This window comes from Bacteroidota bacterium, assembly GCA_020161395.1.
Classification (GTDB): domain Bacteria; phylum Bacteroidota; class Ignavibacteria; order Ignavibacteriales; family Ignavibacteriaceae; genus UTCHB3.
This window is the reverse complement of sequence record JAIUOE010000006.1, coordinates 26,163-51,222: the sequence shown is the minus strand read 5'-3', so window position 1 is coordinate 51,222 and position 25,060 is coordinate 26,163. Positions and strand designations below refer to the sequence as shown.

At 42.7% G+C, this 25,060-nt stretch carries 27 protein-coding genes; 8 read left to right on the top strand and 19 right to left on the bottom strand.

The genetic code is table 11. The features are described from left to right. Positions 1-291: 291 nt before the first annotated feature. From LCH52_11085 to LCH52_11075, 3 genes are all read right to left on the bottom strand, one after another. Entirely contained in the window at positions 292-1,032 is a 741-nt protein-coding gene (locus tag LCH52_11085) for a WecB/TagA/CpsF family glycosyltransferase (GenBank protein MCA0389023.1), read from the bottom strand. Between the two features lie 138 nt (positions 1,033-1,170). After that, positions 1,171-2,313, bottom strand: a complete 1,143-nt coding sequence (locus LCH52_11080; protein ID MCA0389022.1) for a glycosyltransferase family 4 protein — start codon at positions 2,311-2,313, stop codon at positions 1,171-1,173. Between the two features lie 104 nt (positions 2,314-2,417). Further along, a complete protein-coding gene (locus LCH52_11075; protein MCA0389021.1) occupies positions 2,418-3,446 on the bottom strand; it encodes a glycosyltransferase family 4 protein in 1,029 nt (342 codons plus the stop codon). Positions 3,447-3,568: 122 nt separating this feature from the next. Here LCH52_11075 and LCH52_11070 point away from each other — a divergent pair, with 122 nt between their 5' ends. Continuing rightward, positions 3,569-4,840, top strand: coding sequence for a glycosyltransferase family 4 protein (locus LCH52_11070; GenBank protein ID MCA0389020.1), 1,272 nt, complete (start codon positions 3,569-3,571; stop codon positions 4,838-4,840). On the opposite strand, the gene LCH52_11065 is transcribed toward LCH52_11070, so the two are convergent. The 6 genes from LCH52_11065 to LCH52_11040 are packed head-to-tail and all read right to left on the bottom strand — an operon-like array spanning position 4,829 to position 10,505. Continuing rightward, positions 4,829-6,028, bottom strand: coding sequence for a glycosyltransferase (locus LCH52_11065; GenBank protein ID MCA0389019.1), 1,200 nt, complete (start codon positions 6,026-6,028; stop codon positions 4,829-4,831). The genes LCH52_11070 and LCH52_11065 overlap by 12 nt on opposite strands. Before the next feature lie 18 nt (positions 6,029-6,046). Then, positions 6,047-6,919, bottom strand: a complete 873-nt coding sequence (locus LCH52_11060; protein MCA0389018.1) for a DUF2520 domain-containing protein — start codon at positions 6,917-6,919, stop codon at positions 6,047-6,049. Positions 6,920-6,946: 27 nt separating this feature from the next. Further along, positions 6,947-7,771, bottom strand: coding sequence for an AmmeMemoRadiSam system protein B (amrB, locus tag LCH52_11055; protein ID MCA0389017.1), 825 nt, complete (start codon positions 7,769-7,771; stop codon positions 6,947-6,949). Beyond that, entirely contained in the window at positions 7,764-8,315 is a 552-nt protein-coding gene (amrA, locus tag LCH52_11050) for an AmmeMemoRadiSam system protein A (protein ID MCA0389016.1), read from the bottom strand. Before amrA ends, amrB begins: the two co-directional genes overlap by 8 nt. Beyond that, entirely contained in the window at positions 8,312-9,076 is a 765-nt protein-coding gene (locus tag LCH52_11045; protein ID MCA0389015.1) for a DUF4905 domain-containing protein, read from the bottom strand. The genes amrA and LCH52_11045 overlap by 4 nt, the downstream gene beginning before the upstream one ends. A 55-nt stretch (positions 9,077-9,131) precedes the next feature. Continuing rightward, complete coding sequence (locus LCH52_11040; protein MCA0389014.1) at positions 9,132-10,505, bottom strand: tryptophanase; 1,374 nt, start codon at positions 10,503-10,505, stop codon at positions 9,132-9,134. Between the two features lie 282 nt (positions 10,506-10,787). Between LCH52_11040 and LCH52_11035 the strand changes: the two genes are divergently transcribed. Beyond that, positions 10,788-11,198, top strand: coding sequence for a hypothetical protein (locus LCH52_11035; protein MCA0389013.1), 411 nt, complete (start codon positions 10,788-10,790; stop codon positions 11,196-11,198). 4 nt (positions 11,199-11,202) lie between these two features. On the opposite strand, the gene LCH52_11030 is transcribed toward LCH52_11035, so the two are convergent. Together LCH52_11030 and LCH52_11025 are read right to left on the bottom strand one after the other, a co-directional pair. After that, positions 11,203-12,642 carry a T9SS type A sorting domain-containing protein gene (locus tag LCH52_11030; GenBank protein ID MCA0389012.1) on the bottom strand — a complete coding sequence of 480 codons (1,440 nt, stop codon included), beginning with the start codon at positions 12,640-12,642 and terminating at the stop codon, positions 11,203-11,205. 122 nt (positions 12,643-12,764) lie between these two features. Beyond that, positions 12,765-13,958: an L-serine ammonia-lyase gene (locus LCH52_11025; GenBank protein MCA0389011.1), complete on the bottom strand. Its 1,194-nt coding sequence runs from the start codon at positions 13,956-13,958 to the stop codon at positions 12,765-12,767. Positions 13,959-14,266: 308 nt separating this feature from the next. Here LCH52_11025 and LCH52_11020 point away from each other — a divergent pair, with 308 nt between their 5' ends. After that, complete coding sequence (locus tag LCH52_11020; protein MCA0389010.1) at positions 14,267-15,190, top strand: NAD-dependent epimerase/dehydratase family protein; 924 nt, start codon at positions 14,267-14,269, stop codon at positions 15,188-15,190. Positions 15,191-15,272: 82 nt separating this feature from the next. Here the strand turns inward: LCH52_11020 and LCH52_11015 are convergent, their stop codons facing one another. Next, complete coding sequence (locus LCH52_11015; protein ID MCA0389009.1) at positions 15,273-15,611, bottom strand: helix-turn-helix transcriptional regulator; 339 nt, start codon at positions 15,609-15,611, stop codon at positions 15,273-15,275. Positions 15,612-15,734: 123 nt separating this feature from the next. Here LCH52_11015 and LCH52_11010 point away from each other — a divergent pair, with 123 nt between their 5' ends. Together LCH52_11010 and LCH52_11005 are read left to right on the top strand one after the other, a co-directional pair. Then, positions 15,735-16,481, top strand: coding sequence for a type 1 glutamine amidotransferase domain-containing protein (locus LCH52_11010; GenBank protein ID MCA0389008.1), 747 nt, complete (start codon positions 15,735-15,737; stop codon positions 16,479-16,481). Positions 16,482-16,548: 67 nt separating this feature from the next. After that, positions 16,549-17,166 carry an NAD(P)-binding domain-containing protein gene (locus tag LCH52_11005; protein MCA0389007.1) on the top strand — a complete coding sequence of 206 codons (618 nt, stop codon included), beginning with the start codon at positions 16,549-16,551 and terminating at the stop codon, positions 17,164-17,166. Here LCH52_11005 and LCH52_11000 read toward each other — a convergent pair. After that, positions 17,156-18,499, bottom strand: a complete 1,344-nt coding sequence (locus tag LCH52_11000; protein MCA0389006.1) for a U32 family peptidase C-terminal domain-containing protein — start codon at positions 18,497-18,499, stop codon at positions 17,156-17,158. The genes LCH52_11005 and LCH52_11000 overlap by 11 nt on opposite strands. Before the next feature lie 47 nt (positions 18,500-18,546). Next, positions 18,547-19,638 (bottom strand): Fic family protein, encoded by a 1,092-nt coding sequence (locus LCH52_10995; protein MCA0389005.1) that lies wholly within the window; start codon positions 19,636-19,638, stop codon positions 18,547-18,549. 144 nt (positions 19,639-19,782) lie between these two features. On the opposite strand from LCH52_10995, the gene LCH52_10990 reads away from it, so the two are divergent. Beyond that, the gene (locus LCH52_10990; GenBank protein ID MCA0389004.1) at positions 19,783-19,956 is read left to right on the top strand and encodes a hypothetical protein; all 174 of its coding nucleotides are present in this window, start codon (positions 19,783-19,785) and stop codon (positions 19,954-19,956) included. 24 nt (positions 19,957-19,980) lie between these two features. Here the strand turns inward: LCH52_10990 and LCH52_10985 are convergent, their stop codons facing one another. From LCH52_10985 to LCH52_10965, 5 genes are all read right to left on the bottom strand, one after another. Then, positions 19,981-20,343: a cupin domain-containing protein gene (locus tag LCH52_10985; protein MCA0389003.1), complete on the bottom strand. Its 363-nt coding sequence runs from the start codon at positions 20,341-20,343 to the stop codon at positions 19,981-19,983. A 29-nt stretch (positions 20,344-20,372) separates the two neighbouring features. Next, positions 20,373-20,714 (bottom strand): type II toxin-antitoxin system RelE/ParE family toxin, encoded by a 342-nt coding sequence (locus LCH52_10980; GenBank protein ID MCA0389002.1) that lies wholly within the window; start codon positions 20,712-20,714, stop codon positions 20,373-20,375. Then, positions 20,701-20,973 carry a type II toxin-antitoxin system Phd/YefM family antitoxin gene (locus LCH52_10975; protein ID MCA0389001.1) on the bottom strand — a complete coding sequence of 91 codons (273 nt, stop codon included), beginning with the start codon at positions 20,971-20,973 and terminating at the stop codon, positions 20,701-20,703. Before LCH52_10975 ends, LCH52_10980 begins: the two co-directional genes overlap by 14 nt. A gap of 86 nt (positions 20,974-21,059) precedes the next feature. Next, on the bottom strand, positions 21,060-21,494 hold the full coding sequence (locus LCH52_10970) for a hypothetical protein (protein MCA0389000.1): 435 nt from the start codon (positions 21,492-21,494) through the stop codon (positions 21,060-21,062). A 57-nt stretch (positions 21,495-21,551) separates the two neighbouring features. Next, positions 21,552-22,448 (bottom strand): MFS transporter, encoded by an 897-nt coding sequence (locus tag LCH52_10965; protein ID MCA0388999.1) that lies wholly within the window; start codon positions 22,446-22,448, stop codon positions 21,552-21,554. A gap of 191 nt (positions 22,449-22,639) precedes the next feature. Here LCH52_10965 and LCH52_10960 point away from each other — a divergent pair, with 191 nt between their 5' ends. Beyond that, complete coding sequence (locus LCH52_10960) at positions 22,640-23,086, top strand: response regulator (protein ID MCA0388998.1); 447 nt, start codon at positions 22,640-22,642, stop codon at positions 23,084-23,086. Positions 23,087-23,107: 21 nt separating this feature from the next. Continuing rightward, positions 23,108-25,036, top strand: a complete 1,929-nt coding sequence (locus LCH52_10955) for a response regulator (protein MCA0388997.1) — start codon at positions 23,108-23,110, stop codon at positions 25,034-25,036. The last annotated feature ends 24 nt before the right edge of the window (positions 25,037-25,060 follow it).

Genomic DNA, 25,060 nt, shown 5'->3' with positions numbered 1-25,060 from the left:
TTATTGATATAGGTCCCACACTATACAAACCATGCTTTCAAAATTATGAAAGTATATTCTAATGACCAAAATTAATTTGCAAAATAGTGAGAAATGATGCGCAGTGTGAGATTCAAATAGAACACATATGAAACTGATTAGACGAAATTTAGCGGATGGGTTTTATAAAATCCCTCTCTTCGCGTTCTCTGCGATCTTTGCGGTTATTATTTGAAGTCTTCTCTGTGTGCTCTGTGTGCTCGGTGGTTTATTCCTGCCTTTGCGGTCTTTGCGTCCTCTGCGGTTTGAACTTTATATCCTTCTAAAAATGATTTTGAAGGCAAATTTGAAACCTTCCCACATCATGGAGATGACGGGGATGAGTAGACGGCGGGGTTCCTGAGCTATGCGATAGAGCCAGGCAAGTCCGAGTTTTTTGATCCATTTGGGGGTTATTTTGGTTTTTCCGGCGATTACATCCACCATTCCGCCGCAGAGGTGGATAATTCTTGCGTTGAGGTGGTGCCTGTGATTATGGGCGAACAGTTCCTTTTTGGGGGTGGAGATTCCGACTAGGAGGATATCGGGGGCATGCCTGTTGATCTTCTCCACTATCGAGTCCTCTTCATCCGGTGTGAAGTAGCCGTTTATTCCCGTGTAAACTGTTTTTACCTGATATTGACTTCGAATGTTTGAAGTGGCGGCGCGGTTTGCATCTTCAGTAGCACCGAGGATCATGACAGAGTAGTTGTTTTTCGCAGCCTTTTTTAATAACTCCAGAGTAAACCAGGAAGTGTAGAGCTCCGATTTCAGCTTCTGACCCATCAATTTCATGAAAAGATAGAGACCCCTGCCATCTATGAGGATGATATCAAAGTCGTTGGTAATTTCGAGGAGTCCGGGTGTCTTCTTCATTAGAAAAGGTGACCCCAATGACTTCCAATGTACAACAATCTGCTTCCCATCCCGGATTGTGGAATCCACTTCGGACCAAAGTTCTTCCCCGGTGAAATCGGAGATGGCGAGGCCGTGGAAGTTGAGTTTAGTCAGCATGTCACGAGGCTTAGGGCTGATGGATGAAGGCTGAATAAACCACAGAGCACACAGAGAGCACAGAGGGGGTCGTTCCCCCACCTTTACAAGGAGGGGGGCAGGGGGGCGGTACCAAGGGAAAGACAGATATTTCGGAGTTCATCCTTCGTCCTTCAGAAATTCAGCCTTCATACCTTCTTCAGTGGTTGCTTTTATCAAAATTTGTAACAAGCCTGAATGAAATTTGTCGATTGTGAATTTTTCCTCAAATGTTTTGCGGTTTTGTTCTCCTAATTTACGGGTTTTATCCGGACTGGTCAAAAGCGAAATCAAATTTTCAGTTGTCGGGAGTGTGCCGGGATCATTTCCGATCATATCCGGAATTGCACCAACGGGATTGGAGAGAATTGCGAGTCCCGCTCTCATGGCTTCAAGAATTACTAACGGCATCGCATCTTTTTTTGTCGGGTAGATGAAGATATCCGATTGATCATACAAGGCGAGAAGGTCATCTCCTTTTACGCTTCCGAGATAATCTACCTTTTCGGTTAGTCCATTATTATCAATAAGTTTTTGAAGGACATCGGCGGTTATATGGTTTTCCTCACCTGCGATTTTACAGGTGAAATCGTGTCCTTGCTGGTGAACCCCGGCAAGCAATTCGATAAGTTCGGGAATCCCCTTATATTCATAAAAATTACTCACAAAGAGTAAATTCGTGAGCATTCCTCCCCCCACCTTTACAAGGAGGGGGGCTGGGGGGGCGGTCACAAGGAGGGGGGATGGGGCGGCGGTCGCAATTCCATTGGGGAGGATATGAATTTTTTTTGGTGTCAGAAAATCAAGATCATGTTCCAGTTTTTCAGAGAGAGTTATTATCTCGCTGTTATTGAAGGAGAATTTGTAGAGTTTTTTATAGAATTTTGATTTAAGTGCGGTCTCTTTTAAACCAGTACCATGCAGGTGAAAAATGGTCATTCTTCTAAAGAATTTCAGGATCAGAATAAACAGGAAGTCTCTTAGAAATGCTGATCCGGTAAGCGATGGGACGAAGTAAACGAGATCGGGTAAGAAAATCACTACTGTAAATATCGTTTTTAAGATACTCTCAAAAAGCTTTTTAAATTTTGAAGCAGTAAGCCCTCCTGTACTTTTCACATCCTTTGCATAGCTTAGACCGATAGCTTTTGTGTTAAACTCCTTGTATAGTCTTTCACTTTCGAGGACAGAGGAACACATTTTGGTTACACCTGTTACAGGTGGTGGAAGTTTCAACAAGAGGAGGAGTTTTTTTTGCTTCATGCGGTGGATCTTTGTTAAATGGGACGCGGATACACGCAGATTTTACGGATTATCACAGAGTTGCTGTGAGTTAAATTTCTAAAGGCAAAAAAATAATCCATATCTCAGACACCAATGCCGGTTAACGATGACAACAGATTTTCAGTGAGTGTTTTGATGTCTGGTGGTGCATCAAACTCAAATTTATGCTTTCCTTCCAGTATCTCAACGGTTTTTTGTGCCCAGAGCTCCACATCAGTTTCAAGTACAAAACCATTCTTGCCCGAGATAATCAAATCATCCGCGGCTCCGGCATTGGGAGATATGACTACAGGCAAGCCGGCGGATAGTGCTTCATTTGCTACAACTCCCCACGGGTCATTTTTTGTCGGGAACAGTAGTAATCCGCTCTTGAAATAGCACGATTGAAGCTCGTTTTGTTCGATATACCCATTAAAAATGTGTTGTATTCCATACTCATGCAGTCTTTTTTCCATGACTTCTCTTTGGGAACCATCTCCCAAAACCAAAACCTTGATCTTTCGTATTTTATTAACCTTTGCAGCAACCTCTACAAAAAATAAAGGAAGTTTTCGAGGGATAATTTGACCGGAAAACACTAAATCAAATTCTTTAGTCACCTCAAAATTTGGCTTAAACGGGAAATGGCAGGCATTCGGAAGAATCGGTAAAACATGAATTATTTGAGCATTTGAGGCATTGGTTGATTCTAGAATGTGAGCTTTGGATTTCAGACCTGGAACAATAAAATGATCTGCATGCCGGTAAAGATATTTTCTAAGATATTGCGAAGGTTTGCTTAGTTGCGAAAAAGGGAGTTGCCACATATCAGTGAAAATGGAAATTTTGATTTTTTCCCGCTTGGCAAAGAAAAAAAGCTTTAATGTATGCATATTCACACCGCCAAGAATCACCACATCGGGACGAAATTTTGACGCGATTTCTATGGCGCGTTCATAATTTCTGATAAAGTGGTGAGAATGTTTAAGATGAGGATGGTGCCATTCATGCCCTTCAACTGAAGAATCAGTATAGATCACGAAAAACTTCTCACCAAGTTGGACTCCGAGTTCATCGTATAAATGTATGCGATATGGAGCCGGAAAATTAGTGACCAGTAAAATTTTCTTCATGGATCGGGAATAATCCGGGTTTGAAGCATGACTGATTTTTGCATTCTCAACGATTTCATCCCCCAAAATTAATATATTGGGGCTCAATAATAAAACTTTTCACTTCACTTACTAAAATTCACTTGCAAAAGCTCAAAGTTCTCTGGTTTACAAACACTCCCTCGCTGTTGACTCCCGAAATCACAGGAGGACAGATATTTGAGGGAAGTTGGATATCTTCTCTGGAGCTGCTGATTCGCGAAAAAACAAGCGAGATAGAGTTGCACATCGCTTTTTTCGGTAATTGCAATAGAATTGAAATGGTAGAACTTGGAAATGTCACTTATTATAAAATCCCTAGACCGGGTAAGATTGAAAGATGGCTAAGGAGATTTCTATTGATTCAGCACACTTCGCGAGATATTAAAAACATTCTTGAAGTTGTTGATACTGTCAAACCCGGACTGATCCATGTATTTGGTACGGAATCAGTTTTTGGGATGATTTCTGACAAGGTGGGAATTCCGGTTTTAATTCAGATTCAGGGCATCGTGAATTCATTCATTCCGGTTTATTTTGGAAATCTTTCATTTTTTCAGGTTGTGGAAAGTGCGGGCATACGGGATTTTCTCTATGCGGGGGTTCTCTTTCGTTATTTGAATGAAAAAAAACGGGCAAAGCGGGAACTTAAAATTCTCAAAAAGCCGAAATATCTCCTTGGCAGAACCGGATTTGACGAATCGTTTTTATTTCAAATAAATCCGGATATTAAATATTTCCACCTCGACGATGTAATCCGCCGGGAGTTTTTTACTGAACGATCGCCAAAACAGAGATCTGCCAGACCTGTTTTCCTGACGGTAATTCACGCCGAATTTTATAAAGGGCTGGACTTGATATTTCAGGTCTGCGACGAATTACAAAGAGCCGGTATCGATTTCGAATGGAGAATCGCAGGGCTTGGCGAATCCGACTCCATGGTCAAGGTAATCAGGAAAGCCACGCGATTTACACTCAGCAATAATAATATTTCCTTTCTCGGAAAAATTGGAGCGGATCATCTGGTTGAGGCGATGACGAACTGCGATATTTACATCCATACCTCATTTATCGAAAATTCTTCAATCGCGATTTGCGAGGCAATGTGCCTTGGGTTACCTGTGATTGCTGCAAATGTTGGGGGTACACCTTCACTAATTGAAAATGGAGTTTCCGGGGTGTTGTTCTCTGCCGGAAACCCGGAAGAACTTATATCTGCAGTCAAAAAAATAATGGAAGACCCTGATTTTGCCGGTTTCCTGGGTGAAAACGCGAGAAAAAGTGCTTTAGTGAGACACAATCCCGAGTCGATTTACCATGAACTTGAAAGAATTTATTCAGAAGTGACGGGCTTCAACTTCTCATCATCGGAATAACATCAGAAACGGAGCGAGTTTCTTCCCTTCAATCACATGATTAAACTTCTCGAGTGCGGCTTTCCTTCCATTTAAACCCATCTCTGTTGCCTCGGATTCATTTTGAAGTAGAAACTCCATTTTAGCTCGAAAATCCTCTTCATCACCCGGGATTGCGAAACAGGCATCCCTCATATCTTTCAGATACAAAACTGCATCACCGACCGAAGTAAGTAAAACCGGATTCCCGGTGAGAAGGTATTCACCAAGTTTTGAGGAAAATCCCCCTTCTGCCTGTTTACTCCAGGGACGCGGAAGCACCAGCAGACGGGCATTCTTCTGATAGAGAGACACTTCGTTCCGGCTTCTCAAACCAAGAAACACCACACTTCCTTCAATCCCAAGTTGTTTCACATGATCGTGGTAAATCGGGTTGTTCTCCCCTATTATTACCAGCAGCAATCCGGGGAACCTGCCGGCAATCTTTGAAAATACGGAAATGAGACCAAGGAGTCCGTCTTTTGAAGAAAACCGGCTTCCCGGGTTGAAATCGAATCCGGTATATAAAATGTAATTATTGTATGTGGTGAAGGAGTTGTCGAGGGAATCGAATCTCCTGGGATCAACTGTCATCGGGAGTAAATAAACCGGTTTTGACACTGAAGTGGCACTTCTTACAAAATCTCTCAGTGCCGTCGAAATCACGATGAATCCGTCAATAAGCTTGAATGCTATTTTTTCTGAGATGAACTTTTCAATCTTTGAGTTTTTACCCGGGAAGAGGATGTAATCAGGGTAGTCATCGAAATTGTAAATGCATTTCAATCCAATGAATTTCACAACCAAAACATATAAAAGGAGTGTGATACCATCGAGGGGTCCCTTAACGATTACAGGACCCAAAGGCGAATCTTCATTTGCTGCTTTAATATAAACAAACAGATTCGCAAGTCCGGCTGTGAAGTTTAGATATCTCCCCGTCAGTGTGGCAGGACGCACCACAGATCTAACCAGATACCTGAATGGAATACCCTGATAGACCCCTTCTTTATTTTGATTTCGGGTGTCGCCTCTCTTTTCTGTCGAACGGGGAATCAAAACTTCAATATCGAAACCTGCTGCCCGAATGGCTTTCGCGTTCTGGAGAGTCATGGCAGTTCCCCCTCCACCCTCGGGAAAAGAGACCGGGAAAATGTACTTTATTTTCACTTTACCCGACAAACCTCCTCACTTCCCGGCTTCCTCGTTTTTGGTAATTGTAATTTTCAAATTGATTCCCAGCATTTTGGCTGTTACTTCCGAGAGGCGGGTGTAGGTCAAGAGTTGCTGATGTGTCAGGTCGTCAAAGGCGAGAGCATCGAGATGTTCCTGAAGTGTATCATAATCTTTCCGGGGAATTACACCCGAAACGGCATTTTCGGGCCCTTTTTCAAGGATGTTTTCTATTGTGGTTTCAATAATCGGACTGAATATTTTAAAATAGTCTTTTTTGTTGCCTCCTGCCAGCTCGAACATCGTCATGGAGTCTGCGACAATTGCCGGAAAGAAATTAGAAGCAAAAACAGCAGCAAGGTGGTAATAAACTTTTAATTCAGCTTTTATGAAGAAGGGCTTCAGTTCGAGTTTTTTTGCAATCTGCTTCATGAATTTTTCTGCCTTATCCGTGGATGCTTCGATGCAAACAGGCAGATCCCACAGAGAAACCCGGCTTCTTGAAGGAAAACTCTGCGGAATGTGGAATGACCCCGTCATCGCTCCTTTCTTCTTTAATGAAGAGAGTTCCCGGGAGGTTTTCGAACCCGAAAGGTGCATAAAGAGACACTTCTTAAAATCCAGAGGAAGTGCAGCGAGTGTATCAGCCACCTCTCTTATGGCAGAATCAGGAACAGCAATTACACACACCTGAAATCTCGAGGCATGTTTTGCTATTTCCTTTATATCGGTGGAGACTTTATCCACCATAAACTCTTCTGCAAATTTCAGAAGCGGTTCTTCCGATCTGTTGGAGGCAAAACGGATAAAATGCCCCACATCAACCAGTGCATCAGCCAAAGACCATGCAGCTCTTCCCGTTCCTAAAAATGCGACATCAAACTCCAATAATCACCTCAAACTGTTTTCTAATCATCAATTGTAAAATGCTGCCGAAAGGTAGCCGACTACTGAAGTATTGTCTCCCGAAACATCACCCGAATCGGAACGGTGCAGCAGAAGGGAATGTTTTACCCCGGCTCTTTTTGTTGCTTTCATGAGTGCGACAACAAGACCGCCACCGCATGCATGTGTTATCTGCCTCTCGAGGTCTTCTTCCAAGGCTTCAGGGTTGTATTCAACAATCCGGTCTGCAATCACAGAGTCCAGTTTATTTGCAACCGGTTTGGTATAAAAATGTGAAAGATCGCTCGAAGCAACCACGAGGGTATCATCATCCATCACTTCGAGAAGGGCTTTCGAGAGTTCGTTGATATTTGCGTGTGACTGATCTCCCATGACCACCGGAACAAACTCAAAATCGTTCCCATAAATTTGCTGCAAAAAAGGGAGATGCACTTCAACTCCATGCTCATCTCTGTGACCGGCTTTGCTTCTCATTATTCTGGGGGAAGTGGCTGCCATTTTTTGTGCAATATTCTGATCAACGCTTATCCTGCCCAATGGAGTTTCGTAAGCGTCGCCATCATAGATTGAAATACCGCCGAAATATTCCCTGTGACTGGGAGAAAGAATAATCACCCTTGAATACTTCTTGTCGGCAATGTTTTTGTAGGCATAAGCGGCTGTCAGACCTGAATACATATAACCGGCATGAGGAGCAATGATTCCCGGTATAAACTCCTCTTTCACGGGAGAATCCGGTACCCCGCTGAACAAACGGGTCATTTGTCTTTCAAGTTTTTCAGGTGTTGCCGGATAAAACATCCCTGCTACTGCGGGTTTTCTTATTTCAGCCATAAATTTCCTCCTCTGAGAAGACTTCCGCTGTAAAAGCCTGCATTTTAAGTTGTTTTTGAGTCCAGAGCCGTGGTGGAAGTCCTGCTTTTTTGCAAAGTTCGGTAAGAAACTCATCTTTATCCATATTGTGCTCGAGGGGTACCTGTGGCAGAAAAAGGGCACTTCTGAATCCTTCACGAATGATAATACCATGGGTACCGAGAACAATACTGTCATAATCCGGCATGTCAAACGGAGGAGAAAGCACCGATATCTCAATCGCAATGTGCCTCCATTCATGTGCGGTAACGGGAGGGAATCTCGGGTCTTCCCTTGCTGCCAGAAGTGCGGCTTCCTTGATGGTTTTATGCAAAGGTTCCACTCCTTTAATAAAACCGATACATCCCCGCAAGTCACCATGTTTATGAAGTGTAACAAAGCATCCGCTCATGGTGTCAAAAACACCCTCAGCGGGAAGTTGAATTGTCTCTTTGGTGAGACCGAGCGAGTGTTCTATGGCATTTCTTGCCGCCCTAAGCAGCAGTTTTTTTTCTTCAAGTGTCATGTTTTTATCTCCCGAATCTCGATACTCTTTTTGTTTATAATCAAAAAGAGGAGATTCTTGTAAATAAAGCAACTTTCAGCTATGAGATTCTCCGTTCTGCTGTTGAGAATCTCTTTTTTGATCACTTTCTTTTTTTCACTGTCAATAACAAGCAACTCATTCAGGAAGCCCTTCTCCCGGCTGCCACGATGGGTGTTCAGAAAGATGAGGGAGTCCTTCTCAAATATCTCTGCGACTTCAACAATGGTTCCTTCGTGCATCAGTTTCTCAATGTATCCGCCATCGTTATATTTGGAGAGGTTGAAGTTTTCAGGGTAAATAAACTGATCAAAAGATTCCTTTTCAGCGGCTTCGGCAATCATCTGATTAATCGGGGTGCTGTCCTCACCAAGCTCATCAATAATCTGCCCGGTGTCACTATCCAGCAGGAAATACTCCTGTGACTCAAATTTCTGTTTGAAGGCAAAAACGCCCTGTTCATTTTTCAGTAAATAAGCGAGATCAGGTTCCTGCCACAAATACGATTGTTTTTCGATGTCGTAACAGAAAATCCCTTTATGAAAAGGCAGTCCCTGCGATCTGTAACTGTGAAAAAGTATTCGTTTGTTTTGAAAAGTTTCCACACCGCTCCAGAATTTTTCCGGTGTGGAGAACCTGTGTAGCAAAGTCCTTCCGGTGGATAGTTCAAAGACATGGTAGAAAGCCTCCCGGTTGTCGACATCCCTCTCTTCAACGAGGAGGAAATGAGGTTCCGAAAGCATCAGTCTCCAGACCTTTTTTTCGAAATCGAATTTTTGCCTTAGTTTGAGTTGTTTACTAACCCACATAGTCAAATTTCGCTGTGAAGTGTCTCAACATCGGAGCCTGTTCCGTGATTTTCATCCCGCGAAGTTCCGATCTTCTCTTGTACACATCAATTATTACCTCAATCATGTAGTCGAAATGACTTTGGGTGTAAACTCTTCTGGGAATTGCCATCCTTACAAGTTCCATTGCGGGTGAAATGTGCGTCCCGTCGGGAAGTTCTCTGCCAAACATTACACTTCCAATCTCACATGCTCTGATTCCTCCTTCGAGATACAGTTCGCAGACAATGGATTGTCCCGGAAACTGATGTTGCGGAATGTGTGGTGCAAATCTGATGGCGTCGAGGTAAATTGCGTGTCCTCCCGGTGGTTCGAGTATCGGCACATCATTTTTAACGAGCTTTTCTCCGAGATATTCCACACATCTTATTCTGTACTCGAGGTAATGCTCATCAAGAATTTCAACAAGTCCCTGCGCGATTGCTTCAAGGTCTCTGCCTGCGAGTCCTCCGTAGGTTGTGAATCCTTCGGTAACTATGAGGAGGTTTCTGCACGACATCGCCAGACCGTCATCATTCATTGCGAGGAATCCCCCAATGTTTGCAAATGCGTCTTTTTTCGCACTCATAGTGCAGCCATCGGCATAAGAAAACATCTCCTGTGCAATCTCAAGGGGTGTTTTATTTTCGTAACCTTTTTCACGCTTCTTTATGAAATATGCATTTTCTGCAAACCGGCATGCATCCAGGAAGAAGGGGATGCCGTATTTAGTACAAATAGCCTTTGTCTCTTTGATGTTCTGCATCGAGACAGGCTGACCACCGCCCGAATTGTTGGTTACAGTCATCAATACGAGTGGAATGTTCTCGGCACCTGTTTTTTTGATAAAAGCCTCCAGTGCAACAATATCCATGTTCCCTTTAAAATCGGCTTTCATCTCGGGATGTTTCCCGATTTCCGTCATGAAATCGACAGCCTCGGCACCCGAATATTCAACATTTGCACGGGTAGTGTCAAAATGTGTATTGCTGCAGAAATATTTCCCCTTCCCTCCAAGCACAGTGAAAAGTATCTTTTCAGATGCCCTTCCCTGATGTGTCGGGATCACATTTTTCAGACCGGTAATCTTTTTTACGGCTGCGTCAAACTTGTAAAAACTTTTTGATCCGGCGTATGATTCGTCACCAAGCATTACACCTGCCCATTGTTCCGAACTCATTGCGGAAGTGCCGCTGTCCGTAAGCAGGTCAATCAACACATCATCTGCATGAATTGAAAAGGGGTTATATCCGGCATTTTTCAGGATTTGAGTCCGTTCTTCCTTTGTTGTAAATCTGATCGGCTCAACTGCTTTTATTTTAAATGGTTCTATTATTGTTCTCATTTGCATTTTCTTCTTAAGATGTAAAAATATGTGATCAAAAATGATGAAAATTTCTGAAATCTCAATGCAAAAAAAATTTTGAATTTTGAGGGCTGATGGTTGAAGGCTGAAGATTGAAAGGTGAGGGCTGAGGGTTGAAGGCTGAAAAGTACAATAAATGTTGTCAGATTAAATTTCAAGTGCTAAATTGGCAATGCTAAATATTGACAAATTTCCTCAGGAGTTTTGGGATGCCGGAGAGCGTTGAAGAATTACGGGATTTAAAAGACCGGTTAAAAAACGGTGGACGAACTTCTCAGTCTTAGAAACAGACTGGCAGAATATGATTCGGAATTTATTTCAAAATTTGATGAACTCGAGCTGGACATAAACAGGCTCTCCTATTTACGAGGCGAAGAGAAAGAGCCTCTAAAGAAAAAACTCCTTTTTGACATAGATCAGTTCAATTTAAGAATTGCCGGCGTTGTCGAGGGTCTCGATGCATTTCTAACGCGACATGAATCGGAATTCGGAGGTGTCGCCGCAATTTTGACCGAGTCAAAACTAATCTGTCCCGCTGATCTTGGATATACCTTCAAAACCCTGGAATCCGTTTACAGGGAACATCTCGATATTTTCGCCGGGATGAAGGCAATCTACGAAAGATACATCCGTACACTTCAGGAAAAAAAGACCGTGGTAAAGGGGAAATAACCCTCTACGGCAGGCAGATCATCTTCCCGGTCAGTGTCAGGTTGTTCCAGCTTAATTTGTAGATGTAATTCCCCGCAGGTAAATTTTGCGGATTAAATTTCACAGTGTGTTTTCCCGCTTCAAAAGATTTATCGAGAAGTGTCGTCACTTCCCTTCCGAGAATATCGTAAATTGTCAGAACCACATTCCCTGCTGACGGTATTTCGAATTCAATATTCGTTTGAGCATCGTTGCTCCCTGAGGAAAAGGGATTGGGGTAATTTTGATTGAGGGAGAATCCTGCGGGCACGCTGGCGGATATCTCAACCACATTCGAAAACTCTATTGTACCGTCGTTGTCGTTTTGTCTCAATCTGTAATACAAATTTCCATTGTGTCTTGTCCGGTCCGTAAACTCATAATATTTTGGTGAACTGCTCGTATTGTGCCCTTCAACAAAACCAAGGTTGTGCCACTCCTTATTATTCTCCGACCTCTGCACATCGAAACCGAGATTATTAGTTTCCGTGGAGGTCTGCCATTCCAATTTTACTCCGTCATTCGATCTTTTGCCTGTAAACGATACAAGTTCAACAGGTAATGGAGTGTCAAAAAGGAAACTTGCAATTACCGGAATATGATCAGAGGCATAATGAATACCGTCAGCAACGATCTGACCCACTGCGGTATTTGGCGGACTGTTTAATGAGTCATTATAATGGTTTCCGTCATTTCCGTATGCGATATATGAACCCGGTACAAAACTGACGCCCCCAAAATCTTTTGCGTTTTGACTCATTAATATAAGGTCAAATCTGTCGTCCATCCCTCCGGTCGCACCTCCTCCAAAAGACCTTGTTCTTGGCGATTGTGTATGATATCTTGAAAACGCAGCACTGTTCCATGTACCCGACATCGAGTCCTTCAAATAATCGATAAAATAACCGCTCGTCGCAGTATTTAGTAATTTAATATAGGCAGGTTCAGTTGAGCCATAAAAATTAAAATCTCCCAGTACAATAAAATTTGCTCCCGCATGAAGTTTGTCAGTCACTTTTCGGAGACTGTCCACCTCTCTCGCCCGTTGTTCCCTGTCTGCTGTTGTATTGCTTGCTTTCAAATGCACTGCATAAATAATCAGTGTATCAAGTGTGGAAGTAGTGGTCACAACAAATTGACTGATATCTCTCAGTTCAGTTGCAATCGGGGTATTGGAAATAAAGTTAAATTTCGAGGATTTGAAAAATATTGCATGATCCGAATCAGGACCATCGATAAATGCACCTGCCTGATATTCGGTTGAAACTTTTTTTATCACCGAATCGCGGAAAGTGTTAAAATCAGTTGTGGAACCCAGTTCCCCCGCGACAAAAATGTCGGGATCTGCGGCTGCAATTACAGTTCTGAAGTAGGGGTTTCTTATCGTTCCTGTTGAACCCGGGTAATTGAGAGTGTTCCATGTCATAATTTTTGCTGTTAACTGTGGGAATGCGGTAGCCGTCAGGCAAAAAACCAGAAGAAGTAAAAGGTGCTTCAGAAAAACTCCGTGGAAAAGATCGAAAAAAAGTTCGTAAACTTACTAATTTTCTACGAATAAAAGAGAGCCATACCCCCTTCTGAAGTTTCCTTGTATATCGAGGGGATATCATGTCCCGTCTGCTTCATGGTCTTAACAATTTTGTCGAACGAAACGAGGTGCTGCCCGTCGGAAAGAAGTGAAAAAGTCGCAGTGTTAAACGCCCTTTCTGCAGCGAAGGCATTTCGTTCAATGCATGGCACCTGAACAAGCCCCATTATCGGGTCGCAGGTAAGCCCGAGGTGGTGCTCAATCCCCATTTCTGCTGCATACTCTATCTGAAGCGGTGTCCCGCCAAGAAGCTGGGTGGCAGCCGCACTCGCCATCGCACATGCGGTTCCAACCTCCCCCTGGCAACCAACTTTTGCTCCCGAAATGGATGCATTGTGCTTTACAAGATTGCCCACAAGTCCTGCAGTAGCAAGTGCCCTGAGTATTTTCTGATCCGAAAACTCAAAACTGTCTTTCAGTCTCTTAAGAACTGCCGGCATCGTTCCGCATGACCCGCAGGTGGGAGCCGTAACTATTTCTCCACCGGCAGCATTTTCCTCACCCACAGCAAGCGCATAAGAGAAAATGAGGGTTTTCTCCTTAAGAGTTCCCGAATAATTTTTTGCCTTTACGAAATACGAGGAGGCCTTTCTTCTCAAATTAAGAGGACCCGGTAAAACTCCTTCGGCTTCAAGACCGTTTTTGATAGCCACCTGCATCACTTCCCAGACATTTGCCAGGTGGTCATAGATATCATGTCCTTCCACTTCCTCAACATATTCCCAGAATGACCGTCCGGTCTGCTTCGTCCACTTCAGAATTTCGTTCATCGTGTTGTGTGGATAAATCGAATCTTCCTTGGGGTCATGATCATCATCAATGATTTTGCCACCGCCGACCGAATAGACCCGCCAGGAATCGATAATTTTACCATCAGAATCAAATGCCTCAAGAGTCAATGCATTCGGATGTTTCGCAAGAATATCTTCCGGTTTCCACAGAATTTCGGTCTTTTCGGGAGATAACACCTCCATAATCGCCTTATCAGTCAGGTGTCCTCTTCCCGTGGCTGCAAGAGAGCCGTGAAGCGCTACCCTGAAACGGAAAGCCTCCACATTTTTCTCTCTGAAAATCTCTGCAGCTTTTCTCGGACCCATCGTGTGGCTGCTCGAGGGACCAAATCCAATCCGGTAAATTTCTTTTATCGATTCCATATTTCACATTTTAATTATTGGGAAGTGTAATTTAAGGGTTGGAGCGTTCTCCTGAAAGGGGAATTCACCATACATAACCAATACTTGCATATATATCAATAAGGTTAACACAACTGTGCAATCCGTGATGAATCTGTGCAATCCGTGGAACATTTACTTGTAAATTCCCGCAATCGATAATCCAAATCAACCATTAATCAAAAAATATCAAACCTCCATCTATCTACAATTTTAAAATTGCAGGAATTTCTGCAAATTCGCATTCATAATTATTCATCTTTATGATTTTACTGGAAAGCGACCAATCTATGCAAACGATTTTAGGCGGTGGTGGTGCAATTGGAATTCCACTGGCAAAGGAACTGACGAAATACACAGATAAAATTAAAATTGTAAGCAGAAATGCTAAAAAAGTCAATTCTACTGATATTACCTTTAATGCTGACATCACAAAAAAAGAGGAAATATTTCAGGCGATCAAGGGATCGGAGATTGTTTATCTCACCGCCGGACTGAAGTACACAACCAAAACCTGGCAGGAACACTGGCCCGCCATTATGGAGAATGTTATCGAAGGTTGTAAAAGAGAAAGTGCAAAACTCGTCTTTTTTGACAATGTTTATATGTACGGCAGGGTAGAAGGAGAGATGACTGAAGAAACGCCTTTTCATCCTTGCAGTAAAAAAGGAGAAATCAGGGCGAAACTCGATCTGCGTTTCATGGATGAGTACAAAAAGGGAGATTTGCAAGGGGTGATTGTGCGAGGTGCCGATTTCTATGGACCGGGTGTAGGGAGTTCGATGTTTAATCTGCTTGTCATCGACAATTTGATTAAAGGAAAAAAGGCAAACTGGATGAATAATCCAAAGGCTTTTCACACTTTTACCTACACTCCTGATGCAGCTTACGCCACAGCACTTATCGGGAATACTCCCTCGACTTACAATCAGGTTTGGCACGCTCCTTCTGAGAAAAAACCAATTACGGGAGAGGAAATGATCAGGATTGCCGGCGAGTATATGGGTATTAAACCAAAAATCCAGGTCTTTAGCAACGGGATGCTGTTTATGGCGGGGCTTTTCAATCCAACTATTATGTCGATGATCGAGATGAGCTACCAGTTCAAATACGACTACATTTTCAACAGCGACAAATTCAAAAAAGCTTTTAACTTTACACCGACTTCTTACAAAGCCGGTATAAAAGCCTGCGTAGAAGCAGCAAAGAAGTAAATATTATTGAGCCGGCAGTTGTTGATTGAACGCCTGCCGGTTTCATCTTAAAGTCATATAAACCTCCTCTTCGGGAGAATATCTAAACCAGTTTATCCTCCTTAAATGCAATCCCCCACTGACGCAAAGAAGTAATTAAGGGAATTGTAGTCAATCCCTTCTCAGTGATCGAATACTCCACTTTCGGTGGAATCACCTGATAAACCTTTCTGTTTACAAGTCCATCCGCTTCCAGTTCCCGCAGTTGCTGAGCAAGCATTTTGTGTGTAATGCCGGGAATAAAATTTTTTAGTTCGCCGTATCTCCAAACCTTGTCTTTTAATCTCCAGAGTATCGGCATCTTCCATTTTCCACCAATTACATCGAGAGCAAGCTCCACCGGATTATTATATTTTTTCTCTCTAAACTCGAAAACGGGCATTTTCCGCATTTCTTTCTATTTAGTTAGTATATTACTTTATTGTACATACTTGATTTTAGATATTATATAGTACTAATTTAACATATTAGCTTGAAAAAATTATACAAAAAGGAGAAAAAATTTATGAGCGCTAACCTCAATGTAAAGGATTCCAACAGCCCGAAAAGAGTTGCACTTATTGCTGCCAATTCCTCTGTCAGTTCCCAAACCGGCTGGCAAATCGGTTTCTGGTGGGCAGAACTTACCCACCCTTACCACGCCTTTACCGAAAAGGGCTACAAAGTCGATATCTATTCACCCGAAGGTGGTGAGCTGATGGCAGACAGTTTTAGTGATCCCGAAGATGCGAGCGGTTACTCGGCGCATGACATCCTGAGCCTTGGCTTTAAGAAGTCACCTCCACATTCAGCATTGTTGAAGGACACTCCGTCAATAGATAAGCTCAATGTAAGCGATTATGATGCAGTTTTCCTTACAGGGGGACAGTCACCGATGTACACATTCATAAATAATGAAAAACTCCACAAACTGGTAGTCGATTTCCATGAGGCGGGTAGAGTTGTCGGCATTGTCTGCCATGCCACTTGTGTACTCCTCAAAGCCAAAACCTCTGACGGTAAACTTCTAGTCGAGGGAAAAACCTGGACGGGCTTTGCAAATGCTGAAGAGCAGTTTGCTGACAGCTATGTGGGAATGAAAATTCAGCCGTTCTGGATAGAGGAAGAAGCTAAAAAGATTGAGAACACAAACTTCATTACAGGCGGGTTATTCAAACCTTTTGCGGTCAGGGACGGCAGACTTGTCACCGGACAACAGCAATATTCGGGAGCCGAAGCAGCAAGACTTGTAATTGAAGCTCTCGGTGTTTAACGAATCCACATAAGCTTAAATTATGGTTAACCATTAATTTCTTAACGAAAAACAATCGAGGATTAAAATGAAAATAGCAATTATTGGAGCAGGAAATGTCGGCGGCGCACTTGGTCTCAACTTTGCAAAGAAGGGGCACAAAGTCATTCTTGGAACACGGGATGTGAACTCGGAAGACATCAAAAGTCTTACAGCCTCCAATTCCGATATTTCGGCATCTTCAGTTGCGGATGCAATCGCGAGTGCAGAAGTGGTGCTGTTCGCAACACCTCCACAGGTCGCTGTCGATATTGCGGGTCAAAACCCCTCACTGAAAGAGAAGATCGTGATCGATGCAACCAATTCGGTATTTATGAAACCGGCACCTTATAAAAATGCATTTGAAGGCATCAAAGCGGTAACAGGTTGCGAAGATGTTGTAAAATGCTTCAACAGCACAGGATTTGAAAACATGAAAGACCCCGTCTATAACGGCGTTGGAATCGACATGTTCTGTGCAGGAACAAGCACAAAGGCGAAGGATGTGGCTTCAACTCTTGCAAAAGAAATCGGATTTGCGGAATGCTATGACTTCGGAGGTGATGACAAAGTTGAGCTCTTGGAGCAATTCGCTTTCAGTTGGATAAACCTTGCGATCATTCAACAGCACGGAAGAGGCATGGCATTTAAGCTGATTAAGAGGTAGTCTGCCTTTTCTTTCTTAACAGGACGCCGGGGAAGACTTCTTTGTCAAGTTTGATGAAGATATCTCCGGCTCCACCGTGTGCCACTTCGACAATCTCATCGAGAGGATTTTTCATCAGTCCGACAGTCTGGATAAAATCCATGCCAAAATCGGGAAAGAAAACCTCGAGTTCCTCACCCTTTTCAAATCTGTTTCTCACTTCAACCCGTGCCAGTCCGTCAGGCATCACTTCCCTGACAACCCCTGCAAATTCGTGAGTCTGCAACTGGACATTTTTCTCATACCACTGGGCTTTTTCCTTCGGATTTGATACGAGAAATCCCGGAATAAAACCTCTGTTTGCTGTTTTTGCAAGCTCGGATACATAATCGAATGTCGGCTTTATTCCCTGTTCCATCTCGTCAATCGCTTTGCGGTAGGTTCTGGCAACGGATGCTACATAGTAAATCGATTTTGATCTCCCCTCGACCTTGAAGCTCGAAACACCGGCATCCTTCAGTTCCTGAAGATATTCTGCGGCACAGAGATCCCTCGAATTCATTATGTAGGTGCCATATTCGTCCTCATCAGCCTCCAGAAACTCTCCCGGTCTCTGCTGCTCTTCAAGGTAGAAATTCCCTTCGAGGGGTTTATAAACAGGATCATACACACCGTCCATCGTAAGTTCATCCTCTGATGCCACCACTTCATATTCCGGATTGTGCTCCTGCTCGTGTCCCTTATACACTTTGTACTGCCAGCGGCAACTGTGGGCGCATGTCCCCTGATTTGCATCACGGTAAGACATGTAGTTTGAAAGGAGACACCTCCCCGAATAAGCCATGCAGATGGAACCATGAACAAAAAATTCCAGCTCCACATCAGGTACTTTTTCATGAATTGTCTTCACTTCCCGGAGAGAAAGCTCTCTGGAAAGGATGATTCTCGATATCCCTTGCTCCCTCCAGAACTTTGCGGATGCCCAGTTGATATTGTTCGCCTGAGTCGAAAGGTGTATCGGGATATCGGGACATATTTCTTTTGCAAAATAAATAACTCCCGGATCCGCCATAATAAAAGCGTCAGGTTTCAGTTCAGCCATTGCGGTAATTGCACGACGCATCGGTTCAAGTTTGCTGTTGTGAGGGAAAATATTCACCGTCAGATAAATCTTTTTCCCAAGGGAGTGTGTGTAGTCAATCGCTTCTTTTACGCCGTCAATCTTAAAATCATTTTCCCGTGCCCTCAGCGAAAATGCAGGAACCCCCGCATAAACAGCGTCAGCCCCGTATTGAAATGCAAATTTAAGTTTTTCAAAGTCTCCTGCAGGGAGGAGAAGTTCAGGTTTTGTCATGATTTGTTTATAGTCTTAATCGTAAAATTGTATTTCGAGTCTGTTTGTCATTTCCTCACAAAAAGATCGAACAACGGTTTATTCACATAATATAAGTTTCTGCCGAGTTTGTTTTTTTTCAGAAGACCTTTTTCAGTCAACTCGTTTAAGTATTTTGTGACAGTTAATCTTGACACCCCAAGATCATTCATTCCAATATCAATATTAATGTAGGGATGCCTGAATAACAGGTAGAGCAGATCCTGGCTGTAAATTTTGGGCAACTCGTTCCAGATTTTGAATTTAAATTCGTTCATTAGCTCTTTTATTTCCATAATAAGGGCAATGCCGTCTTCCGCTGTATATTGAACAGCCTTAAGGATAAATATAATCCAATTTTCCCAATTGTTTCTTGTACGCACCTCATTGAGCAACCTGTAATAATCTGATTTCTTTTCCATAAAGTAGTTACTCAGGCATATTACGGGCATATCCAGAAGGTTATTCATCACGAGATATAAAACATTTATGATCCTCCCTGTCCTCCAATTATCGTCGTAAAAAGGCTGGATTGCCTCGAATTGATAATGAATCACTGCCATTTTGATAAGGGGATCGACATTCTGGAAATCCTGGTCATTAATGTATTTTTCGAGATTGCGGAGTGCATTCAGGATCACATTCGGATCGTCAGGGGGTGTATAGGCCGTCTCACCAGTCCTGATATTTTTCAGGACAGTTCCCGGAACCTTTCGGACTTCCGCATCATTATCTTCCAGGATCTGCTTTATCGACAATATTTTACTGATTGAGAGTTTTTTATCTTTTTTTATAAGATTATATCCATAAATCAGAGCTTTTGAATACCTGAGCACCTGGTTTGAGGCTGGACTTTCGACCTGGTCTGAAAAAAGATCGTACTTATACAATTCATCATATACCGTAAAAATATTTTCAATCGCAGAACTGCTTTTTGCCTCCCGGAGGGCGAGAGTATTGAGTAAGACTGAATTGTTGGCGATTGTCCGGGAATTTATTTTAAGCTCTGCAAGATACCGGTGGGAAATATCAAGTTGCTCCAGAACCTTTTCTGTCTCGAGTTCAAAATCCGGAGGTAAAAGAGGAATTGAATTAAATGGCTTTGTTGGATCAAAAAACATATTTATATTTTATCTGAGAATATTTCGATGACCATGGTTCATTCAAATAATGGTTTAATGATATGTTCAGATTTTCCGGTTTTTTATGCATGACTGATGCAATATGTATAATTTTTTCAATTCTCTATACATATCGGCTGTGATATGTATAGATTTTTCGATTTTCTATACATGTCACAGACCACTCCGTTGAAAGGATGGAGAATGATTCGTGCAATTGTGTGCCGGTTCTACCCACATGCCGCCGCAAGGGCTCTGGTTAAGGTTGTCGCCAAATTCTACCCGCATATCGCCACAAGGGCTTTGGACAACTTATAAATCATAACTCAAAACTAATAACTGTTACTCTTGTCTGTGTACTGTATAGGGCGAAAACGCAGGCAAACAGACAGCAATATATTCGGCATCCTCATCGTTCGGGGTGCTGTACCTAACCCACTCCCCTTTGGGGGTGTGGATTGCCTGACCGGCAGAGACATCAATAAATCCCGTTTCGCTCTCCACGCGGAGGACGCCTTTCAATACTACAGTATATTCATCAAATTCAGGGATCTGAGCCGGCTCCGTCCATCCTGCAGGTGATTGCATTCTCGCGATACTCACGACATCGGTACCCGAGTTAACTCTTCCGACATATTCCTCGATTATTTTGGGCTTGTTTCCTGCTGCCTGAACAATTGCAGGCTTTTCGATTAATTTATGCATGCTTGCGGAATTTCCTTTGTTCTAAAAGGTTAATTATTTAGTATTCTTTCAATTAAAAGTTCCTGGATATTCCTTCTACCATCAAGAACCGCATGAATGTAAACTGTATTTTCAACTGTCTCATAAATGATTCTAAAATGTTTGAAGTGGATTTCCAAATAGCCACCAGCACTCAGAAATTGCAACTCATGAAGGAGATGGCCTCTTGACGGGAAAGATTGCAAAGTTTCACATGCCAATTTTATTTCAGTTAACAATTTTTTTGCTGCCGCTTTACAATCATTGTAATAAACATATTTGTAAATACTTCGAAGGTCGTTTTGGGCTGCTTCAACGAACTTAACAGTATAAGACACTTTATTCCAACTCATCTAACTCTTTATACAGTTCATCAAAAACTTCGGTCATTTCCTTTGCGCCAGATTGACCATTGCTTGACATCGAAAGCAGTTTTAACATTGCCAGGGTATCTTGCATCTGTTCGTACACTTTAATATCCTGAACAACGACTTTTGCCTCCCCGTTTTGGGTAATTACAAAAGTCTTGCCGTTCTTGTATATATCTTCTACCAATGCCGCTGCATTTGCTTTTAGATAACTGATTGATTTAACTGAATCGCTAAGTTTCATAATAACAGTCCTTTTAAAGACCAAATATAGTCATCACATAATAACTTTCCAAACACCAAAAATAATACCTGATACCTGATACCTCCCTAATCCTCACTTTTGGTCTTAAATCCTTTTACCATCCAGTTTTTGGCGAGGATCAAGCCGATTGGACTGATAATGGCGATAAATCCATAAAGCAGCCACATCATTTCTGTGTTCATTTTTTCCGGTGGAACCCCTTCAGGAGCATAATTCATAAGGAACCATCCTGAATAAAGGGAGGTGACGACTTTCGTCAGGAACCATGGGAACTGCCCGATACCCATATATATTCCCGTCATCCCTTTGGGGGCAATTTCAGCCACCCACTGCAGAAATCTCGGTTGCCACATCGCTTCACCAATGGTCATGATTATCAGATAACCGAAAAGTGTGTAGATATTGGGACCTAAAGCCAGGATAAAAGTCGGCGAAGCCATCACAAATGTTCCCCAAATCATCATTTTATATGCATTTTTCTGGGCGGTCAGAGCTGCCACGGCAGGAGTAAGAATAAAAATAAGTATGGGATTGAAATTTGTGAAAAACTCAAAATTCTAGCTTACCACACCGGTGAAAGCCCGGTAGCAATAAGTCGGCAGCGTCAACCAGTTATGAGCAAAAAGTGTCTGAACGGGAATCAGAATAAAAATGAAGAAGAGGAATCTCATATCCTTAAGGGGGAAATTCTTCATGTAATATTTCATTTTTTCAGCAAAAGGCATTTCATTTTCGGCTTTCACTTCCGCCTTCTTCTCATCACTGAGATTCGCCTCTGCCATTTTTACCGTCTTTTTGGTAAGAATGAAAAGCACGGAAATAATCCCGACGACAGTAAGCACAACATAAACCCAGAACACTCCTGTGATTCCAAAGCTCTTTCTGACAGGTGGGGAGATTAAACCGGGAAGGAATCCTCCGAGATTCATCAAAGCATAGAGCATTGCATACCCCATCGCAGAGGTTTTCTCATCTGTAAATCGCTTCACTCCCGCATAACACGCAGGCTGGTAGATTCCGTAACCTATGATGATGCCAAGGATACCAAGCATCGCTGTGATGTGTGCCGAACCCCAAAGTCCGGTCCCCGGGAAAAGTGTCGGACTGACTGCAAGCAATACCCTGCCAACCAGCATAGCCATCAGTGAAATGAGCAATGACATCCTCACACCGATTATATCGACCGCGGCACCGAGAAACAGCATACTCAGGGTGATACCCGCTGTAAGAACACCCACCATCTGCCCCGATTCAATGTCATTGAGTTTTATATTCTCGGTAAAAAAGATAGTGAGGAGCCCAACAACACCAAAATAAGTGAGTCCCTCGAGAAGATAGGAGATATTAATCCCCCAAAGTGCCCTTGGTGAATGCACCAGATCTTTGAAGGGCTGAGTTACTTCAATAATCGTCTGTTTTACGATTCCCGGTTTTACTGATTCGTTCTTCGACATTTGATATCCAATAAAATGAAAAGTTCGCTGTCCAAATATCCTAATAAAATTTGTTAATGTGGTCTGCCGCAATAAAATTTAAACTCTCCCTTTTACAGAGAACGATTTATTTTGTTAATAGGCAGGTTATTCCTTATTTTACCGTTCTAAAAGCAGGATTATTATTTATAATGTAAAATTGATATACAACCATGGAAAAGAATAATTCATCAATTGAAATACTGATAGTTGAAGATAATCCCAACGACGCGACTCTAATGATGAGGGCACTGAAAAAGAATCATCTCGCAAATAATATCAAGATTTGCGAAGACGGCGAAGATGCCTTAAACTACCTTTTCAATAAAGAGAAATATGAAGGAACCGTTGATCACACTGAGTTAAGGGTTGTGTTTCTTGACCTCAAATTACCAAAAATAAACGGTCTTGAAGTACTGAAAGAGATACGGAGTAATGAGATTACGCGCAAATTGCCGGTTGTGATATTAACCTCTTCGAAGGAAGATCCTGATATAAAATCAGCTTACGATCTGGGAGCGAACAGTTATGTGGTCAAGCCGGTGCAGTTTGAGGATTTCGTAAAAGCAGTTTCCCAACTGGGTATGTACTGGCTAATTCTTAATGAAGCATCCAAATAACAAAATTTCCCCGGAATCTCTATGGAACAAGAATATAAAATCCTTATAGTTGAAGACTTTCTCCCCGATTGCGAACTTACCAAAAGAGAAGTAAAAAAAGTCCTTCCCAACGCAATATTTCGAAATGTCGAAACAGAAGGAGACTTCCTTAGGGAATTGAAGGAGTTTGAGCCGCATATTATACTTTCCGACTATTCGATGCCCGAGTTTGACGGGCTTTCCGCACTCAGGCTTACTATAGAGCATTCACCGATTACTCCCGTAATTATTGTTACCGGTTCTGTAAATGAAGAGACTGCAGTGGAATGTATGAGAGCCGGAGCTGCAAACTATGTGATAAAAGAACAGATAGTAAGACTCGGAACAGCAATTTTGAAGGCTCTGGAGGAGCGCAAAAATAACATAGAGCGACTGAAGGCAAGGGAAGCCCTCATTGAAAGCGAGGCAAGATACCGGGCTCTGTTTAACCTCTCTCCCGTAGGAATTATCCTTCAAAATGAGAGTGGAGAAGTAATCGATGTGAACAGGGAATTCTCCGTAATTCTTGGATATACAAGAGAAGAAATGCTCGGACAACACATCAGCATGATTACTCCCCCTGAAAACATTCAAGACATTTCTGATGACATCGAGACAATCATTACTGAAGGTTCCTATAAACATGAAGCAGAGGGACTGAGGAAGGATGGAGAAGTCGTCAATGTGGAACTGACTGAGGCAAGAGTGGTTCTCCCCGACGGGTCTGCCGGTATCATGACCATCCTCGCCGATATTACCGCCAGGAAAAAATACGAGAAGGAATTGATTCTCGCCAAAGAGGAAGCAGAGGAAATGAACCGGTTGAAATCGAGTTTCCTTGCCAATATGAGCCACGAGCTCCGCACTCCAATGATTGGTATTCTTGGGTATTCCGACCTCCTGACCGAAGAGGGAAACCCCCCGCAGGTGGTCGAATATGCAGATATTATTTACAAAAGCGGTTCCCGTTTAATGAACACTCTCAACCTGATTCTCGATCTGTCGAGAATTGAAGCCGGCAAGCTTGAGATGGTTAAAAGTGAAATTGACGCAGTAGAAACAGTCAGAGAGAATTTCCGACTGCATATTAACGAGGCAAAGAAAAAGGGTCTCGATTTCGAACTGGTGGCACCTGAAGTGAAACTCCCCTTCGTAACTGATGAAAGGATCTTTTCCCAGATCTGCGCAAACCTCATCAACAATGCAATAAAATTTACAAAAACAGGACTGGTAAAAGTCGAGGTGTCTTCAAAAAATCTGTCAGGGAACGGTTATCTGCTTCTGAAAGTTCGTGACACAGGAATCGGTATCGCAAAAGAGGAACAGGCATTTATATTCGACGATTTCAGGCAGGCAAGTGAAGGTTTCGGCAGAAACTTTGAAGGAACGGGGCTCGGTCTGGCTGTGACCAAAAAATTTGTTGAAAAACTAAACGGCACTATACAACTTGACAGTGAGGTTGGTACCGGAACGACATTTACCGTTTCTCTCCCGATACAAAATCCCCGTGCAGGTGAAGTTTTTGAGAGTGTAGCGGCACCGGTTCAAACCGGAGAAGCAGAACTTCCAACCATCCTCTATGTCGAAGACGATCCCATTGCAATAGAAATGATAGCAAGAATGCTGAGAAAAATATGTAAAATAGAGTCTGCAATCTCCAGCAAAGAGGCACTCGAAAAAGCAACTTCGAACCATTATCCTCTTATTCTGATGGATGTAAATCTTGGCAGAGGTCTCGACGGCTATCAGACAACAGTGGAGTTGAGAAAATTGCCGCAATACAAAGAGACTCCCGTGATAGCCCTTACCGCCTTTGCTATGCTAAAGGACAAGGAAGATGCCATGCGGGCAGGATGCACTCACTACATGTCAAAACCGTTCAAAAGAGAGGCTTTTGTGACACTTGTAAGAGATTCACTTTCGAAAAGGTAAATCAATATTTTAGCTGAATTTCAT